Origin of the sequence: Exiguobacterium sp. NPDC077395, from assembly GCF_050269125.1 — a bacterium.
Taxonomy (GTDB): Bacteria; Bacillota; Bacilli; order Exiguobacteriales; family Exiguobacteriaceae; genus Exiguobacterium; species Exiguobacterium aestuarii_A.
In genome coordinates, this window is sequence record NZ_JBNNHU010000001.1 from 127,609 (window position 1) to 144,307 (window position 16,699).

The following is a 16,699-nucleotide window of genomic DNA, read 5'->3' on the forward strand; positions in this document are numbered from 1 at the left end:
AAATATGTAGTGTAGTAGGTACCCACGTTTGTTATTTAAGAAAGGATGTACCCCATTCATGAATTGGAAACGCACAGTCTCGACGCTGACGCTTGGTGTGATGCTCATCAGCACACATACAGTTGCCGATGCATCGACTTCGATTAAAGAAAAGCAAGAAGAACAACAAAAAGTACAAGAAAAACGCAATAGCGTGAAAAAAGACCAAGCCGACACGTCTTCAAAGATTGAAGTGAACAAAGAAGAGATTTCAAAAGTTCAGGCAGAGGTCAATAAAATGGACGCACAATTGCAAGACATCATCAATGATGTCGCGATGAAGCGCCAAGAAATCAAGCGTACCGAGATGAAAATCGAGGATCTTGAAGCCGACATTGTAGATTATCAGGAAAAAATGAAGGCACAAGAAGCAATGATGAAAGAACGGATGGCCACGATGCAAAAGAACGGTGGCGGCTCGATCAACTGGGCTGAATTCATCTTCGGTTCAAAAAACCTCTCTGACCTCGTCACGCGTATGATCACGGCCGGGACGATTCAGCGAAGTGACCAAGAGTTGTTCGATGACTATGAAGCGACACAAAAGTCGTTGAAAGAAGCACAGGCTGACTTGAAAGCAGAACGCGCTTCACTTCTCGAACAGCAAAAAGCGCTCGAAGTTCGTCAAGCCGAGCTTGAGAAGAAAATGAAGCAACGTGAAAAACGCATCAAAGAGCTTGAAGAGAAGAACATCAAGTTCGAATCGCAAATTTTCGATCTTCAAGAGATTGAAGCGACGTTAGTCGCACAAGAACAGGCGATTGCGGCTGAAATCGAAGCACAACGTCGTGAGGAAGAAGAAGCTCGTCGTCGTGCTGAAGAAGCAGCTCGTCAAGAGGCGGCACGTAAAGCAGAAGAAGCACGCCAAGCAGAAGCTGCACGTCAAGCTGAAGCAGCTCGTAAAGCAGAGGCAGCACGAGAAGCGGAAGCGGCTCGTAAAGCTGCACAACAGAAGCAAGCTGCACAACAGAAGCAGGACAATAAATCGAATACCCCGTCTTCGTCGTCTTCAAACAACACGGCTTCATCAACACCAGCACCAAAACCTGAGCCAAAACCGGCGCCAGCACCGAAGCCGGCACCAGCACCAGCACCAAAACCGGCACCGACGACGTCGACACCAGCACCATCTAGCTCGATGTTCATTCAACCGGCTTCAGGACGCTACTCACAAGGATGGGGTCCTGCGAGTGGCGCGTATGGTTACACGTTCCATAACGGTTTAGACATCGCTGGTCCGACAGGGACACCGATTCGCGCGTCTGCGACAGGTACGGTCATTCGTGCAGGTTGGGGTGGCGCATACGGGAACCACGTCATGATCGCGCACGTCATCAACGGTCAAGTTTGGACAACGGTCTATGCACACATGAACTCGGTATCTGTCAGCTCTGGACAGCGTGTGACACAAGGGTCGAACATCGGGACACTTGGGAACACGGGGAACTCGTCAGGTCCGCACTTGCACTTTGAGATTCATAAAGGCGGCTACTCATACTCGGCAACGAGCGCAGGTAGCACAGTCAACCCGCGTCAGTTCTTCTGATGCCTCATACAGAAAGCTCCTTTCGATTGCGAAAGGGGCTTTTGTGCGTACAAAAAAATCCCTCCGCTGTCGCGAAGGGATGCTTGTTAGTTAGCTTGTTCGATATCGCTTTGACGATTTTGTTTTTTACGCATTTGTTCACGCACAACATAGACGATTGTCAACCCGACCAACCAAGGGATCCCGAACTTCAGCAAAATATTGAAGTCCGTGAACCATGTCGTGATCATTAGGCTGAGGAGTAAGACTGCTCCGAGCAATGGGAGGAACGGATACCCCGTCATGCGGACAGGAAGTTTTCGCCCAGTCCATTTCTTACGGAAGAACAAGTGGGAGACGAAGACCATGAACCAAGTGAAAATGGCTCCGAACATCGAGATCCCCATTAAGAACGGATACGATGACTCCATGAATACTTGTAGTAAAGCAGCGAGGACGATCCCGCCCGTTGAAACGAGTAGCGCGAACATCGGAATGCCATTTTTGCTGATTGTTTTGAATGCTTTCGGTGCATCACCGGCTTCCGCGAGTGAGTACATCATACGTGTCGACGCGTAAAGCTGTGCGTTCATGGCAGACAAGGCAGCAATCAAAATGACAAAGTTGAGGATGCCTGCCGCGAACGGGACATCAAACTGTTCCATGACGAGCACGAACGGACTTTGATCGATCCCTGCTTGCTGCCATGGGATGAGCATGAGCATGATGGCGAGCGTGACGACATAAAAGAACGTCAAGCGGAACACAGTAGCGCGTAAAGCGCGTGGTACGGCTTGGTCCGGGTCTTTCGCTTCACCTGCAGTGACGGCAACGAGTTCGGTCCCGAGAAAACTGAAAAGGGAGATGAAAATCGTCACCCACATCCCGTAAAAGCCGAAAGCGAAGAATCCTTCGTTTCCTGTCGTGATCGATTCGATCGGTGATCCTGGTTCGCCGAACAATGTAGCGGCACCAAGGACGATGAAGAGGATGATGGCAGTTACTTTGATGAATGATAACCAGTATTCGGTTGTTCCGAACGTATGAACGTGACGGGCGTTGACGTAAATGAGGAGTCCACCGAAGAGGGCGACCCATACGAACCCGTTCACATCCGGGAACCAGTAACGCATATAGATGGCGATGGCACTGACCTCAACCCCTACAGCTAGTACGTTCGCGACCCAGTAAGAGTAACGGACAAGAAAGCCGGCGAGTGGATGGACGTAGCGCTCGGCGATCGTCCCGAATGATCCGGATGTTGGATGAGCGACCGTCATTTCGGCGAGTGCACCCATGAGTAAGAGGACGATGAACGCCCCGATGGCATAACTGACGAGCACGCTCGGACCAGCAGTTTGGATCGCAAGACCGCTTCCGAGGAAAAGCCCGGTTCCGATGGCGCTCCCGAGGGAAATCATCGTGAGTTGCCGGGTGGACAGCTCGCGTTTTAGTTTATTTGTTTCCAAAATCGATTCTCCTTTAACTGAGTGAAATGTTGTTGTGGACGACTATAGCAGACAGAAAAAAACGATGTCAATTCGAAAAATCGGTGAAGGTTCTCCATTTCGGGGTGCACATATAGAGGCAAAGTTTTTTTAATTTTTTTATTTGACATGGAATGATCCGCCCTGTATAGTACGAGTTAACTTAACTGAAACGAATAAAGGCGTCGACGAAGAGAAGTAACGACGAATCCTGTATGACAGAGAGCTGATGGGTGGTGCGAATCAGTATATAGGACGTCGCGAATGGACTTCTGAGCTCTAAACCGAACTTTGAGTAGGCTTTAGCGGGTTACCCACCGTTATCACGGGGAAGCGGATGATTGTCCGTGAAGTGGGTTCTGTAGAACCAACGAAGGTGGCACCACGGGGTTACTCGTCCTTCTTGTAGCGTAAGCTATGAGGAGACGGGTGACCCCTTTTTCGTTTCAACAATACAAATCGAGGATTGAGAAGAGTAGCGCGAGAAGACGTTTCGTCCAGAGAGTCAGGGGTGGTGAGATCCTGACCGAGGCGTCCGCGTGAATGGGCTCATGAGAGCATGGCTGAATGAAGTAGGTCGTGACGGTTTCCCCCGTTATCGGGATACGATGTGATTGCATCGGAGAGTGGATTCTTTGGAATCAACGAGAGGTGGCACCGCGGTCTCAAACCGTCCTCCATACGACGACTGTCGTGTGGAGTTTTTTTTATACACATTTTTAGAGGGGGAACAGACGATGATTCAACAATTGGAGACAAACGCACTATCGACAGCAGATATGAAAGTGGCAGCAAGCGAGATGTTCCAAGCGGATGAGGCGCAAATCGAACGTGTGCTACTCGCGATGAAAGAACGCGGGGAGACGGCAGAAGAGATGGCGGGACTCGCAGCGTACATCCGTGAAGCGGCACAGTTCCCCCCGACTGATTTACCGGTACTCGATGTGTGTGGTACTGGCGGCGATGGGGCGAACACGTTCAACATCAGTTCGACCGTCGCGTTCGTCCTAGCCGGTCTCGGCATTCCGGTCGCCAAACACGGAAACCGAAGCGTATCGAGTCGATCGGGAAGCGCCGACGTCCTCGAGGCATTGAACGTTCCAATCGTGAAGACGGCAGAAGAAGTACATGCTGACTTGAAGCGAACGAATTTGAGTTTCCTCTTCGCGCAACATGTCCATCCGATTATGAAGCACGTCATGCCGGTCCGGAAACGACTCGCGACGGCGACCATCTTCAATCAAATCGGACCGTTGACGAATCCGCTTCGTCCGAAACGACAATTGATCGGTGTTTATCATCCGTCGCTACTTGAGAAAATGGCGACCGCGATGCGGCATCTTGGCGTAGAGCGTGGCATGGTCGTACACGGTGCGGGAGGTCTCGATGAAGCGAGCCTTGCTGGTGTGAATGATGTGTACTTCTTTGATGGGGAACAGACGGCGCGTTACGCGGTCGACCCACGAGATGTCGGCTTGATGCGGGCGCCGCTCGAAGCATTACGCGGAGGCACACCGGAAGAGAACGCTGCGACACTGCTCGCCGTGTTGAACGGAGAAATAGGTCCGGCACGAGACGTCGTCTTACTGAACGCGGCGCTGGCCCTTTGCACGTACGGCACGACTTCGACGCTCCGTGAGGGAGTGAAAGAGGCGAAACGAAGCATTGACGAAGGACACGCCTTGCGCGTGTTACAACACTTACAACGTACGGAGGTAGAGGCATGAGTTATTTAACGAAAATCATCGGAACGAAAATCGAAGAGGTCAGTCGCATGCAGCCCATCGATGTTGCTGTGACAAAACCGGTCGCTCTTTTAAATATGATGAATGATGGATTCCATATCATCTCGGAAATTAAACGATCGTCTCCTTCAAAAGGAATGATTCGAGAAACGGTCGACGTTGCCGAACGAGCTCATCAATACGAACAAGCCGGTGCGACGATGATTTCCGTTCTGACAGACAAAACGTATTTCAACGGTTCGTTTGACGATTTAAGACAAGTCGCCGACGTCGTCACGATCCCGGTGCTCTGTAAAGATTTCATCATCGATGAACGGCAACTCGACTATGCGAAGCATTACGGGGCGAGTGTGGCACTTCTCATCGTGGCGGCCCTCCATCCGACACGTCTCCACGAATTGACGCGATACGCCCGCTCGATCGGTCTTGACGTCTTAGTCGAAGTACATGACGAGCCGGAGTTACGCATCGCGCTCGAACTTGATGACGTGTTGATCGGCATCAATAACAGAGACTTAAAAACGTTTGAGGTATCCCTCGAGACATCGATCGATTTGATGGAACGTTATCCCGACGTCACGTTCGTCAGCGAAAGTGGAGTCAGCACAGTCGAGGCGGCTGCCCGTTTACAAGAAGCCGGGGCAAGCGCCATTCTCGTCGGGGAAGCACTCATGCGTGAAGAAGACCCGACACGGCTACTCGAGGAGTTGAAAACATGTTCGTTAAAATCTGTGGAATAAAGACAGAAGAAGCTGTTCAGGCAGCGGTAGAGGCGGGGGCGGATGCCATCGGGTTCGTGTTTGCACCGAGTTCCCGTCAAATCGACGTGGCGACAGCGAAGACGCTAGTTGCACAGATCCCACAATCGGTTCGAATCGTTGGTGTGTTTTTAAGTCCTTCAATGGAAGACATCGAGCAAGCGATGGACGTGGGGCTGACGGATTTACAAATTCACCATCGGACACAATCAATGGAAGAACTCCGCATCTTCGGGTTACCGATTATCGATGCGTCGACCGAGGAGACGGCGGATGTCCGATTGATGGATCATCCGAATCCGGGAAGTGGGCAAGTATTAGACTGGGACGCAATTGACCGGCCGAAACATCCGTTTTGGCTAGCGGGTGGCCTATCCCCGGATAATGTGAGACAAGCGATTCAAACGATTCAACCAGACGGCGTCGACGTCTCTAGCGGTGTCGAGACGGACGGTGTGAAAGATATCGAAAAAATTCGCGCGTTCATTCAACGCGCCAAGGAGGAACTATGATGTATGCACAACCAGTGAACGGGAAATTTGGACAATATGGTGGGAAGTACATTCCGGAGACGCTCATGCAAGCGGTCGAAGAATTAGAGGTCGCTTACGAAGAGGCGAAGCAAGACCCTGAGTTTCAAGAACGCTTCTCTTCTTTATTAAGCGAATACGTGGGACGTGAGACGCCACTTTATTATGCATCGAACTTGAGTCGTCGCCTCGGGACGAACGTTTATTTGAAACGGGAAGACTTGAACCATACCGGTGCCCACAAAATCAATAACACAATCGGGCAGGCGCTCCTCGCGAAACGGATGGGGAAACAGAAAGTCGTCGCCGAGACGGGTGCTGGTCAGCACGGCGTCGCGACTGCGACGGTATGTGCATTACTCGATTTAGAGTGCACCATCTTCATGGGTGAGGTCGATGTCGAGCGCCAAGCGTTGAACGTCTTTCGGATGGAACTGCTCGGAGCGAAAGTCGTCCCTGTCAAATCAGGCAGCCGTACGCTAAAAGATGCCGTCAATGAAGCGCTTCGTTACTGGGTCAAACATGTCGACGATACGCATTACGTGATGGGCTCTGTACTCGGACCGCACCCGTTCCCGCAGATGGTTCGTGACTTCCAAAGCGTGATTGGAACAGAGACGCGTCGTCAAATCCTCGAACAGACAGGACGTCTCCCAGACGCCGTCGTCGCTTGCGTCGGAGGAGGAAGTAACGCCATGGGTATGTTCTATCCGTTCTTGAACGATGAGTCGGTCGCCCTCTACGGTGTCGAGGCAGCAGGCAGTGGCATTGATACAGATAAACATGCGGCAACCCTTACGAAAGGGGAAGTCGGTGTCCTACATGGTTCGCTCATGTATGTCTTACAAGACGCGGCCGGCCAAATCGAGGAGGCACATTCAATCTCAGCCGGGCTCGACTACCCGGGGGTAGGACCAGAGCACAGCTTCTTGAAAGATATCGAGCGAGTGCGGTATGCAGCCGTCACCGATGACGCGGCACTCGATGCATGTCTTGCCCTCAGTCGACAAGAAGGCATCATTCCTGCCTTAGAATCCTCACATGCTCTCGCTTATGCGGAGACGCTCACGAAGACGATGGGTGAAGACGAAACGTTGGTGATTTGTTTATCAGGGCGCGGAGACAAAGACGTCCACACAATCCGAGAGAAGGTGGCGACACGATGAAACTAGAAACAGCGATTCGAGAGCGAGAAGGGGCAGCGTTCGTCCCGTATATCATGGCTGGTGATGGCGGGATGGACCGACTCATCCCGACCATCGTAGAACTAGAACGGATGGGTGCGACGGCGATTGAACTCGGAATCCCTTTCTCGGACCCGGTGGCAGATGGTCCAATCATTGAGGCGGCAGGCATGCGTGCTCTTGAAGCAGGTGTGACGCTTGAAATGGTATTGAACCATTTAATAGAAGGAAATGATCAATTTAACGTTCCAATCGTCTTGATGACATACTTGAATCCAGTGTTTCGGTTCGGGGTTCAACCGTTCTTTGACCGGGCAAATGAATGCGGCGTAAGTGGGGTCATCATTCCGGATCTCCCGTTTGAAGAGAGTCTCCAATTATTCGCAGATATCGACCGACATGACGTCGCCGTCATCCCACTCGTTACATTGACGAGTAGCGAAGAGCGTACGGCATCCATCTTAGAGAAAGCGGAAGGATTCGTCTATGCGGTCACGCTCAAAGGGACGACAGGGAAAGCCGATGTGTTCCCGGACGAGTTACTCGCCTATTTGACTCGATTGACAGACCAGTCACGTGTTCCCGTCTTAGCAGGATTCGGCGTACACCGTTCGGAGCAAGTGCAGACGTTAGGACAAGCATGTGACGGTGTCGTCGTCGGGAGCTTCATCGTCGAGGCGCTCCATGAAGGGCGAACAGATGACGTTGAGACATTGATCCAATCGGCAAAGCACATACACGCATAAGAAAACCGGCGCTTCAAAAGAGGCGCCGGTTATTCGTTTACTCATAGTTCCACTCGATCGAGACCGTCTTCACCAAATTTTTGGTCGAGTTGATCATGACGATACATCGAAGCGAGCACATATAAAAGGTCGCCTTCTTCGATGGATGTTTGTCCATTTGGTGGAATCAAGTATTCGTTTCGGACGATGGCGTTCACGACGGTGTTCGGTGGGAGCGTGATATCCGCTAGCGTCTTGCCAATCATCGAAGAACTCTCCGTGACAACATAAGGAACGAGCTTATGTTGGGACTGTTTACTCGAGACGAGGGCAATCGTATACGGCGAACGGATTTTATCTGGTCCGAGCAACCCTAATTTTTCAGCGAGCGGCGTCAACGTCGTTCCTTGAATCAAGGCGCTCGTCACGACGACGAAGAAGACAGCATTGAATAACAGTTGACTGTCTTCAATCCCAGCGATGAGAGGGAAAGTGGCTAAGACGATAGGGACAGCTCCCTTTAACCCGGCCCACGAGATAAACAGTTTTTCTTTTCTCGTGAATGCCATGCCGAGTGTCGATAGATAAACGGCGATCGGACGGGCGAAGAACATGAGGACGAATGAAATGAGTAGTCCTTTCCAAATCAAGCCCGGTTCGATGAGTTGACGTGGGAAGACGAGTAACCCAAGAATGACGAACATGATGATCTGCATGATCCATGCGAGTGCTTCTGAGAATTGGACGATTGTCACTTCATGCGCGGTATCCGCATTTCCGACAATCATGGCGGCGATATAGACCGCTAGTAATCCGCTTCCCAATAAGTAGGCTGTGACACCATAGGTGAGGAACGCCATTGAAATCATAAGGACGGCATGTAGTCCGCTCGATTCGAGTCTCAGATGATTCAACATGAGGCGGGACAGCTGGCCGAGAATGAAGCCGATGAGGGCTCCGACAACGATTTGAAGGACAAACATCCAGATACCGTCCCAGATGGTCGTTTCTGGCTTCATCATGAAGTCGAGGGCGAGAATCGTCAAAAACATCGCCATCGGGTCGTTCGTGCCGGACTCGGCTTCGAGTGTCGCACCGACTTTCGGTGAGATGTTCTTTCCTTTAAATGCAGCGAAGACGGCCGCCGCGTCGGTCGAACCGATAATCGCACCGAATAAGAAAGATTCAATCCAATCGAAACCAAATACGAAACGAACGGCTACGGCGACGACAGTCGTGGTGATTAAGACACCGAATGTCGCAAGTGAGGCGGCTGGCGCGAGGACACTCCGAATCGATGACCATTTCGTCTGAAGACCCCCTTCAAACAAAATGACAATCAGGGCGGCTACCCCGATCAGCTGTGCCAGGTTGGAGTCGTCGAAGAAGATGAGACCGGTGATATCACTTCCCATGATCATGCCGATCCCCATAAATAAGATCAAGGCAGGCAAGCCGAAGCGAGTCGAGATTCGCGTCGCCATGACACCGGCTACAAGAAGTAGACCGAAGAGTAAGATGAGTACATCAGTACTGATGACAGGTACGGGCAAACACAACACTTCCTTTCCAAAACAATGCTCTTAAGTTCATTGTACCATGAAATCGTCTGATATTTCAGAATTGACGATTATACCAACCTTACACATTGGAATTATAAGTTATGGATATGGTAAAGTGAGAACAAGAATAAGGAGGGATGATGATGTCTAAAATTCACGTCATTCATGAGAACGAAGAATGGACGAACCATCTGGTTCATCGCTTAGAAGAACTACAGTTGCCTTATGAACTATGGCACTTGGACCAAGGGACGATTGATCTCGAAGCAACGCCCCCGGAAGGTGTCTTTTATAATCGCATGAGCGCTTCTTCGCACACACGCGGGCATCGGTATGCACCCGAATTAACAGAAGGCGTCCTCGCTTGGCTAGAAGCGCATGACCGTACCGTGTTCAACGGAACGCGTGCCATTCGCCTAGAAGTAAGTAAAGTCAATCAGTACACGGCGCTTCGTCGTGAAGGGATTCGTGTGCCGAAGACGATTGCGGCGGTCGGTAAAGACCAAATCATCGAGGCGGCCGAAAAGCTAGACATGACACCGTTCATCACGAAACATAACCGTGCCGGAAAAGGACTTGGTGTCCAATTGTTCCATACAATCGAAGGATTGAAGGAATATGTGTATGGTGCCTCGTTTGAGGACTCGGTTGACGGCATCACGCTCATTCAACAGTATATCGAATCCCCGGAACCATATATTACCCGTTGTGAATTCATCGGTGGGAAGTTCGTTTATGCGGTGCGTGTCGATACGTCGGAAGGATTCCAGCTCTGCCCGGCAGACGCCTGCTCGATTGAAGACCAATTCTGCCCGGTTGGGGAGACGCCACCGGCGAAGTTCGAAATTGTCGAAGGATTCGATGACCCAATCATTCCAAAGCTCGAACAGTTCCTGAAAGCGAATGCGATCGATATTGCGGGGATTGAGATCATTCGAGACCGAGACGATAACGTCTATGCCTACGACGTCAATACGAATACGAACTACAATTCCGACGCTGAAGCGAAAGCAGGACGTTATGGAATGCTTGAATTGGCTAGTTTCTTAGGGGACGCACTTCATGTCACCACGACAAAATAAGGGTCAGGCGCTCGCCTGACCCTTTTGCTGTGTATGTTTAAGTTGCTCTTCAAATCGATGTTGGACTAATTCTGCTGTCGGTGCCATTCGTTCGATGAACGAATCTAAACGTTCCGCAGTGTCACGATCGGTTTCTTTGAACACGCGCATCGTTGTTCACCTCGTTGATTAGGATAACTTGCTTACATCATCCTTAATTCCCGAGGTGCTATACGCGTAAACCTTTTACACGCTAAAGAATGTGCTCAGATTTTCTTTCGGTAAGATGTTCCCGACGTAGAAGTCACCGAACTCACCGTATTTTGCACTCACTTCGTCAAAACGCATCTCGTAAACGATTTTCTTGAACTGAAGTGAATCTTCAGCGAAGAGCGTGACGCCCCATTCCCATGCATCGAATCCAGTCGATCCACCGATGAACTGCTGAATCTTACCGGCGTAGCTACGGCCGATCATGCTGTGGCGATACATGAGGTCTTTGCGCTCATCCATCGACAACATGTACCAGTTGTCACCGTCGCGACGAGCCTTGCTCATCGGATAGAAACAGATGTGCGCGGCTTTTGGAAGCGTCGGGTAGAGACGTGAGCGGATATGAGGGTTTTGATATGGGTCCCCATCTCCAGATCCACGATACATCCCGAGCTCGATGACCGACACGTACGAATACGACGGAATCATATAGTCGTATAGCGCTGTTTTGCGGAATGCGCGCTCGACGTCTTCAAGTTCGTTGAATGTCGGGCGAAGCACCATCAAGACGAGGTCTGCCTTTTGACCGAGAATTGAGTAGAAGGCGTGGCTTCCTTCACCTTTTGCTTCAACCTCTTCAAGAGAAGCGAGGAACGCAGTGAACTCGTCAATCATGTGTTGACGCTTTTCGGCGTCGACGAGCTTCAAACGAGCCCAATCGATTGTGCGGAAATCATGAAGAGTATACCATCCGTCTAACGTGGCGGCGGCATGTTGTGTATCTGTTGTAGGTACTGGACGTTCTGACATAAAAAAATCTCCTTTCGGGACTTGGCTTCGCCGTCTATTTTACCATACACGCTTCACTGACTGGCAACTTTGAGACACTGTGAGGGTTATCACGATTCACGAAGGGTAAAGAACAGAGGACAGAAACATGAAAACGGCTACAAAAATGGCTGTATCAGTCGATTTAGTAAAACTGTTCTATTCATATAATGATTGATTCTAAGCGATTTATGGCGAAATGGGCAGAATAGTTTATTTTAAAAAGGGTACTGTGTATAATTGAAATCGCGTAAAGACACAAGTCAACGGCAAAACCACTAGCAGTCATGCTGTAAATTGAGAAAAGGGGTTCATTCGTTATGAAATTATTTGAAACGTTGAAGCAAAAAGTCAGTCCGATTCGTCCGACAATCGTCTTCCCAGAAGGCGTCGATGAGCGTGTTCTTGGAGCAGCTGTTCGATTAAAGGCGGACGGTATGGTAGAACCGATCGTCGTCGGTGCGAAAGCAGACGTTGAAGCGGTTGCGGCGAAACACGGTTTTGACATCTCAGGTTTGACACAATATGACCCAGCGACATACGAAGACATCGATGTTCTCGTTGAATCATTCGTCGAGCGTCGTAAAGGGAAAGCGACAGCTGAACAAGCGCGCGAACTCCTTACATCAGACGTGAACTACTTCGGAACGATGCTCGTTCATACAGGAAAAGCAGAAGGTCTTGTCTCAGGCGCGATGCACGCGACGGCCGATACGGTACGTCCGGCACTTCAAATCATCAAAATGCAACCAGGGATCAAAAAGACATCAGGTGTATTCATCATGGTACGTGACGACGAGCAATATGTCTTCTCGGACTGTGCAATCAACATCGCACCGGACGCTGCAGACTTAGCAGAGAACGCGTTCTTGTCGGCGGCGACAGCGAAGACGTTCGGCATCGACCCACAAGTCGCGCTTCTTAGCTTCTCGACGAAAGGTTCTGCGAAGTCACCTGAAACAGAGAAAGTCGTGGAAGCGACACGCCTTGCAAAAGAAAAATCACCGAACCTTCCAATCGACGGAGAACTTCAATTCGATGCGGCATTCGTCCCTAGCGTAGCGGCGAAGAAAGCACCGGGTTCTGACGTTGCTGGTAAGGCGAACGTATTCGTCTTCCCAAGTCTTGAAGCAGGAAACATTGGCTACAAGATGGTTCAACGTTTCGGTGGGTTCGAAGCAATCGGTCCGATCCTTCAAGGTCTCAACAAACCAGTGAACGACTTATCACGTGGCTGTAACGAAGAGGACGTCTACAAATTGACACTCATCACGGCAGCACAAGCAATCGACGAGCGCAACGAAGCGTAAGTTGGAGCATCCTTCTTGATAGAAGGGTGCTTTTTTTGTGTTTTTTTGAAGGGGAGCTGAGGTAAACTATAAGAGGAATCCATTATCGAAAGGGGAGCTATGTATGCAAAGCATTCATGCGACGGAATTACGAGAAAAGTTAGAGAACGGGGAGTCTCTCCATATCATCGATGTGCGCGAACAAGATGAATATGATGCAGGGCATATCCCGAACGTACCGCTCTATCCACTATCTGAATTTCCACATGTGACAGAAAAGTTGGCACAAGATAATGTCTATCACGTCATCTGTCGTTCAGGTGGACGGAGCCAGACGGCGTGTGATTACTTAGAATCGCAAGGTTATAAAGTCGTCAATGTCGACGGCGGAATGCTCGCTTGGGATGGCGACATCGAAGCGTGATGCTAGAGAATCCTTGGGTCGTCGTACCGCTTCTCATTGCGCTCTACCTCACGGTCTATGCAGTGATGAAGCGATTTGACTGGGAGAAGTGGCGACTTGTCTGGGCAGTGTGGGTGATGCTCATCATCATCTTATTGACGATTGAACTCATGACAAGTCTATAAAAAAATGCGGAACCTCTTTAACAGAGGTTCCGCATTTTTTTATGCGTCTTGACGCTTATCGAATGTGATTGATGCGATGGCATCGTGTTGGTGAATCGATTCTTCGTTACGGCATTCGACGAAGAAGTTCACGACTTGCTTCATCTCGTACAAGTCAGCCGCGATCAAGCGGACCATGTCCTCGACGAAACGCGGGTTTTCGTACGCGATTTCAGTCGCACGTTTTTCATCCGGACGTTTGAGGACCGGGTGGAGTGGTGCTGAGGCGTTCGACTCCGCTGCATCGAGAAGTGCTGCACGCCAGTCGAATCCGTCCATCGACGTCTCATCAAGACCTGCTTCGATCGTGATGTACCCACGTTGGTTATGGGCGCTGTACTCACTGATTTCTTTTGAACATGGGCAAAGCGTCGTGACATTGATGACGAGACCGACCGTCACGTTTGCGACGCCCGTTTCAAGGTTGTACGTCACACGGTGCATGACGTCCGCGTTCATCAAACCGCTAAGGCCAGTCGCAGGTGCTTTACGCGTGAAGAACCATGGATAACGGATTGTCAATTGGCCTTCCGTTTGTTCCATACGCTCGGCGAGCTCCTGTGCGAACTCGATCAACGAACGGTTCGATACCGTCCACCCTTGTTGATGGTACGCGTCGAGCTGCTCTGTCAAACGAGACATGTTGATTCCTTTACGGTCTTGAACGAGCGATGTCGTCAATTCGAATGTAGCGACCGTTGATTGGACCCCTTCTGGCGTCTCGACGTTCACAGGGTGCTTCACATTTGAGATGCCGACACTGTCGAGGGCGAATAAGAAGTTTTTCGGTGTATTTTGTAAATCGACCATCTGTTCTTTCTCGGTCGGCTTTGTTCCTTTAATCGGTGGGACCGACCCGAACAATTTATGTCGTTCTGCTTTAGTAGGTAAAGCGACATGGCTTGTAGACATAATCGGATTCTCCTTTTTTTAGAGCGGTTCAAAGGACCACTCGTTCTTGTTAGGATTTTATCACGAAATGATGGCTGAACGGGTATGATTTTGCTCTCATAACATGTTTTGAATATGCAATCGCAAAAAAATCCTTCAGATATTGAAGAAAGAGGATTGATTTACTTTGTGAACGGGAATAAAATGGTCCTGTGAACTTAAAAAATAGATCACTATTAAATATGAAGGAATTGAAAGAAAAAAGGAGATGTTTTTATGGATTGGCAGTTAGTCCTGCAGTATGCCTGGATCGTCGTCGTACTCGTCGGTTTGGAAGGCTTATTATCTGCAGACAACGCGCTCGTCTTGGCCGTCATGGTCAAACACTTGCCGCGTACAGAGCAGAAGAAGGCATTATTTTATGGTCTCCTCGGGGCGTTCGTCTTCCGATTTATCGCATTGTTCTTGATCTCGTTCTTGATCAACGTATGGCAAGTACAGGCACTAGGTGCACTTTACTTAATCGGAATGAGTGCGCGACACCTGTATATGACCTATAAGGCGAGGAAGATGGAGCCACAACAGGAGTTGGCGGCCGAAGCGAAAGAAGAGACGGCTGTCACAGAAAAGCCGGTATCGAAGAAAGAGTTTTGGCTCACTGTTGCGAAAGTCGAGTTTGCGGACATCGCTTTTGCGGTCGATTCGATCTTAGCCGCGGTCGCGCTTGCGGTCAGCCTGCCACCACTCGGTCTCGGTGAAATCGGTGGGATTGACTCAGGTCAGTTCTTCGTCGTCTTGACTGGTGGACTCATCGGGGTCGTCTTGATGCGATTTGCGGCACGTATTTTCGTCAAATTGCTTCATCAACGTCCTACACTTGAAACGGCCGCCTTCATCATCGTCGGTTGGGTCGGGGTCAAATTGACGGTTCTCGTACTCGAGCACCCAGGGTTCAAAGAGTTGATTGCCGGTACGCCGTTCGAATTCATGGGACTCCCAGACGGATTCGTCCACTCGACAGCTTGGACCATCTTCTTCTGGTCAGTCATGGTCGGGATTGCGACATGGGGCTGGTTCTCATCGAAACCAACAGCAAAACAAGCATAATCTCCAAAAGCGTATCTTCTCACGGGAAGTACGCTTTTTTTGTTTTCATTTCTGTGAAACGAGGGAATATATCAAATAGATACTATCTTTTAGATAGGAGGGGTTGAATGCCTCGTGAAAATATGACACGATACGCTGTTTTAGGTTTATTGACGACGGAGTGTCGAACAGGATATGACATGAAACAGATGATCGACCGTAGCCTCAACCACTTTTGGAAAATTAGTTTCGGTCAAGTGTATCCGATGCTTCGGACGTTAGAAGCAGAAGGGTTGATCCATCAGGTGGAAGACAACGACCGAAAGGCATACGAGCTGACGTCAACCGGTCATGACGAGTTAAGACAATGGATTGCAGAAGAGCCGGATACGTTACCAGTTCAACGGAATGAGCTCTTGCTAAAGTTATTCTTCGCTCGACATGAGACGATGGAGCAAACAATCAGCAAAATTACACATCATGAACGACTGCTACGGGAACGACTGAAGACGTATAAAGCCATCGAGACGATGATTCAAGCGAGCGACTCGCATTCACCTGACGCTGTTTATTGGCTGTTGACACTCGATTATGGAAAACGCCAAACGAATGCATTGATGGAATGGTGTGAAGCAGCTGTGATAACCCTCAAAGGAGGAGGAAATGATGGCACGCAAAATGGCCGTCCCGAATGAAGAAGTAGTGGTGTTTGTCATTGGCTTACGAGTGAATCGTTTGCGATCGATTCGAAAATGGTGGCCGGTCTTCAATGCCATGCCGGCCATGCTGAAAGAACTGTATACACAAAAGGAACTTGGCTTTCTGTCACATGATCTGACGATTGGCTGGCGCTCGGTCACGTTGATTCAATATTGGCGGTCAACAGATGAATTACTCGACTATGCCCACGGGAACACGCATCTGGAGGCGTGGAAAGCATTCAATCAAAAGGCAAGGGCGACGGATGTCGTTGGTATTTTCCACGAAACGTACGCAGTGAGTAATTATGAGACGATGTATGTCAATCTACCGGATCGTGGTCTCGGTAAAGCGCTTGGTACTGTGGATGTAGGCAAAGGAAGAAATTCGGCAAAAGAGCGATTGGATGAACGGTCTTTACACGAGCAAAAGCAACGGACAGATGCATGA

Annotated in this window: 18 protein-coding genes and 2 other annotated features; of the genes, 13 read left to right on the plus strand and 5 right to left on the minus strand. The window is 49.9% G+C overall.

Annotation, left to right across the window (positions count from 1 at the left end; translation table 11 throughout):
* Window positions 1–58: 58 nt before the first annotated feature.
* Window positions 59–1,585 (plus strand): murein hydrolase activator EnvC family protein, encoded by a 1,527-nt coding sequence (locus ACQKD4_RS00740; RefSeq protein ID WP_427372134.1) that lies wholly within the window; start codon window positions 59–61, stop codon window positions 1,583–1,585.
* Between the two features lie 86 nt (window positions 1,586–1,671).
* Here ACQKD4_RS00740 and ACQKD4_RS00745 read toward each other — a convergent pair whose 3' ends face one another.
* Window positions 1,672–2,985, minus strand: coding sequence for an amino acid permease (locus ACQKD4_RS00745; RefSeq protein ID WP_427373251.1), 1,314 nt, complete (start codon window positions 2,983–2,985; stop codon window positions 1,672–1,674).
* A gap of 242 nt (window positions 2,986–3,227) precedes the next feature.
* Window positions 3,228–3,456: a binding site (T-box leader), on the plus strand.
* Window positions 3,457–3,504: 48 nt separating this feature from the next.
* Window positions 3,505–3,732 (plus strand) — a binding site (T-box leader).
* 56 nt (window positions 3,733–3,788) lie between these two features.
* On the opposite strand from ACQKD4_RS00745, the gene trpD reads away from it, so the two are divergent.
* The 5 genes from trpD to trpA are packed head-to-tail and all read left to right on the plus strand — an operon-like array spanning window position 3,789 to window position 8,014.
* Window positions 3,789–4,778 (plus strand): anthranilate phosphoribosyltransferase, encoded by a 990-nt coding sequence (trpD, locus tag ACQKD4_RS00750; RefSeq protein ID WP_427372135.1) that lies wholly within the window; start codon window positions 3,789–3,791, stop codon window positions 4,776–4,778.
* A complete protein-coding gene (gene trpC, locus ACQKD4_RS00755) occupies window positions 4,775–5,536 on the plus strand; it encodes an indole-3-glycerol phosphate synthase TrpC (RefSeq protein WP_427372136.1) in 762 nt (253 codons plus the stop codon). The genes trpD and trpC overlap by 4 nt, the downstream gene beginning before the upstream one ends.
* Window positions 5,512–6,066 (plus strand): phosphoribosylanthranilate isomerase, encoded by a 555-nt coding sequence (locus ACQKD4_RS00760; protein ID WP_427372137.1) that lies wholly within the window; start codon window positions 5,512–5,514, stop codon window positions 6,064–6,066. Before trpC ends, ACQKD4_RS00760 begins: the two co-directional genes overlap by 25 nt.
* Window positions 6,063–7,250, plus strand: a complete 1,188-nt coding sequence (gene trpB / locus ACQKD4_RS00765; protein WP_427372138.1) for a tryptophan synthase subunit beta — start codon at window positions 6,063–6,065, stop codon at window positions 7,248–7,250. Before ACQKD4_RS00760 ends, trpB begins: the two co-directional genes overlap by 4 nt.
* Complete coding sequence (trpA, locus tag ACQKD4_RS00770; RefSeq protein WP_427372139.1) at window positions 7,247–8,014, plus strand: tryptophan synthase subunit alpha; 768 nt, start codon at window positions 7,247–7,249, stop codon at window positions 8,012–8,014. Before trpB ends, trpA begins: the two co-directional genes overlap by 4 nt.
* 41 nt (window positions 8,015–8,055) lie before the next feature.
* Here the strand turns inward: trpA and ACQKD4_RS00775 are convergent, their stop codons facing one another.
* Window positions 8,056–9,546 (minus strand): potassium/proton antiporter, encoded by a 1,491-nt coding sequence (locus ACQKD4_RS00775; protein ID WP_427372140.1) that lies wholly within the window; start codon window positions 9,544–9,546, stop codon window positions 8,056–8,058.
* A gap of 152 nt (window positions 9,547–9,698) precedes the next feature.
* On the opposite strand from ACQKD4_RS00775, the gene ACQKD4_RS00780 reads away from it, so the two are divergent.
* A complete protein-coding gene (locus ACQKD4_RS00780) occupies window positions 9,699–10,637 on the plus strand; it encodes an ATP-grasp domain-containing protein (protein WP_427372141.1) in 939 nt (312 codons plus the stop codon).
* 3 nt (window positions 10,638–10,640) lie between these two features.
* On the opposite strand, the gene ACQKD4_RS00785 is transcribed toward ACQKD4_RS00780, so the two are convergent.
* Together ACQKD4_RS00785 and hemQ are read right to left on the minus strand one after the other, a co-directional pair.
* A complete protein-coding gene (locus ACQKD4_RS00785; RefSeq protein WP_012727492.1) occupies window positions 10,641–10,787 on the minus strand; it encodes a hypothetical protein in 147 nt (48 codons plus the stop codon).
* 75 nt (window positions 10,788–10,862) lie between these two features.
* Window positions 10,863–11,639 carry a hydrogen peroxide-dependent heme synthase gene (gene hemQ / locus ACQKD4_RS00790; protein ID WP_214759859.1) on the minus strand — a complete coding sequence of 259 codons (777 nt, stop codon included), beginning with the start codon at window positions 11,637–11,639 and terminating at the stop codon, window positions 10,863–10,865.
* A gap of 338 nt (window positions 11,640–11,977) precedes the next feature.
* Here hemQ and pta point away from each other — a divergent pair, with 338 nt between their 5' ends.
* From pta to ACQKD4_RS00805, 3 genes are all read left to right on the plus strand, one after another.
* The gene (gene pta, locus ACQKD4_RS00795; protein ID WP_214744764.1) at window positions 11,978–12,967 is read left to right on the plus strand and encodes a phosphate acetyltransferase; all 990 of its coding nucleotides are present in this window, start codon (window positions 11,978–11,980) and stop codon (window positions 12,965–12,967) included.
* Window positions 12,968–13,070: 103 nt separating this feature from the next.
* Entirely contained in the window at window positions 13,071–13,370 is a 300-nt protein-coding gene (locus tag ACQKD4_RS00800; protein ID WP_074035656.1) for a rhodanese-like domain-containing protein, read from the plus strand.
* Window positions 13,367–13,534: a hypothetical protein gene (locus tag ACQKD4_RS00805; protein WP_427373291.1), complete on the plus strand. Its 168-nt coding sequence runs from the start codon at window positions 13,367–13,369 to the stop codon at window positions 13,532–13,534. Before ACQKD4_RS00800 ends, ACQKD4_RS00805 begins: the two co-directional genes overlap by 4 nt.
* 39 nt (window positions 13,535–13,573) lie before the next feature.
* Here the strand turns inward: ACQKD4_RS00805 and folE2 are convergent, their stop codons facing one another.
* Window positions 13,574–14,485, minus strand: coding sequence for a GTP cyclohydrolase FolE2 (gene folE2, locus ACQKD4_RS00810; protein WP_012727487.1), 912 nt, complete (start codon window positions 14,483–14,485; stop codon window positions 13,574–13,576).
* A gap of 255 nt (window positions 14,486–14,740) precedes the next feature.
* Between folE2 and ACQKD4_RS00815 the strand changes: the two genes are divergently transcribed.
* The 3 genes from ACQKD4_RS00815 (at window position 14,741) to ACQKD4_RS00825 (ending at window position 16,699) form a co-directional block, all read left to right on the plus strand.
* A complete protein-coding gene (locus tag ACQKD4_RS00815) occupies window positions 14,741–15,571 on the plus strand; it encodes a TerC family protein (protein ID WP_214784949.1) in 831 nt (276 codons plus the stop codon).
* Window positions 15,572–15,678: 107 nt separating this feature from the next.
* Window positions 15,679–16,245: a PadR family transcriptional regulator gene (locus ACQKD4_RS00820; RefSeq protein ID WP_427372142.1), complete on the plus strand. Its 567-nt coding sequence runs from the start codon at window positions 15,679–15,681 to the stop codon at window positions 16,243–16,245.
* Entirely contained in the window at window positions 16,217–16,699 is a 483-nt protein-coding gene (locus ACQKD4_RS00825) for a DUF4188 domain-containing protein (protein WP_427372143.1), read from the plus strand. The genes ACQKD4_RS00820 and ACQKD4_RS00825 overlap by 29 nt, the downstream gene beginning before the upstream one ends.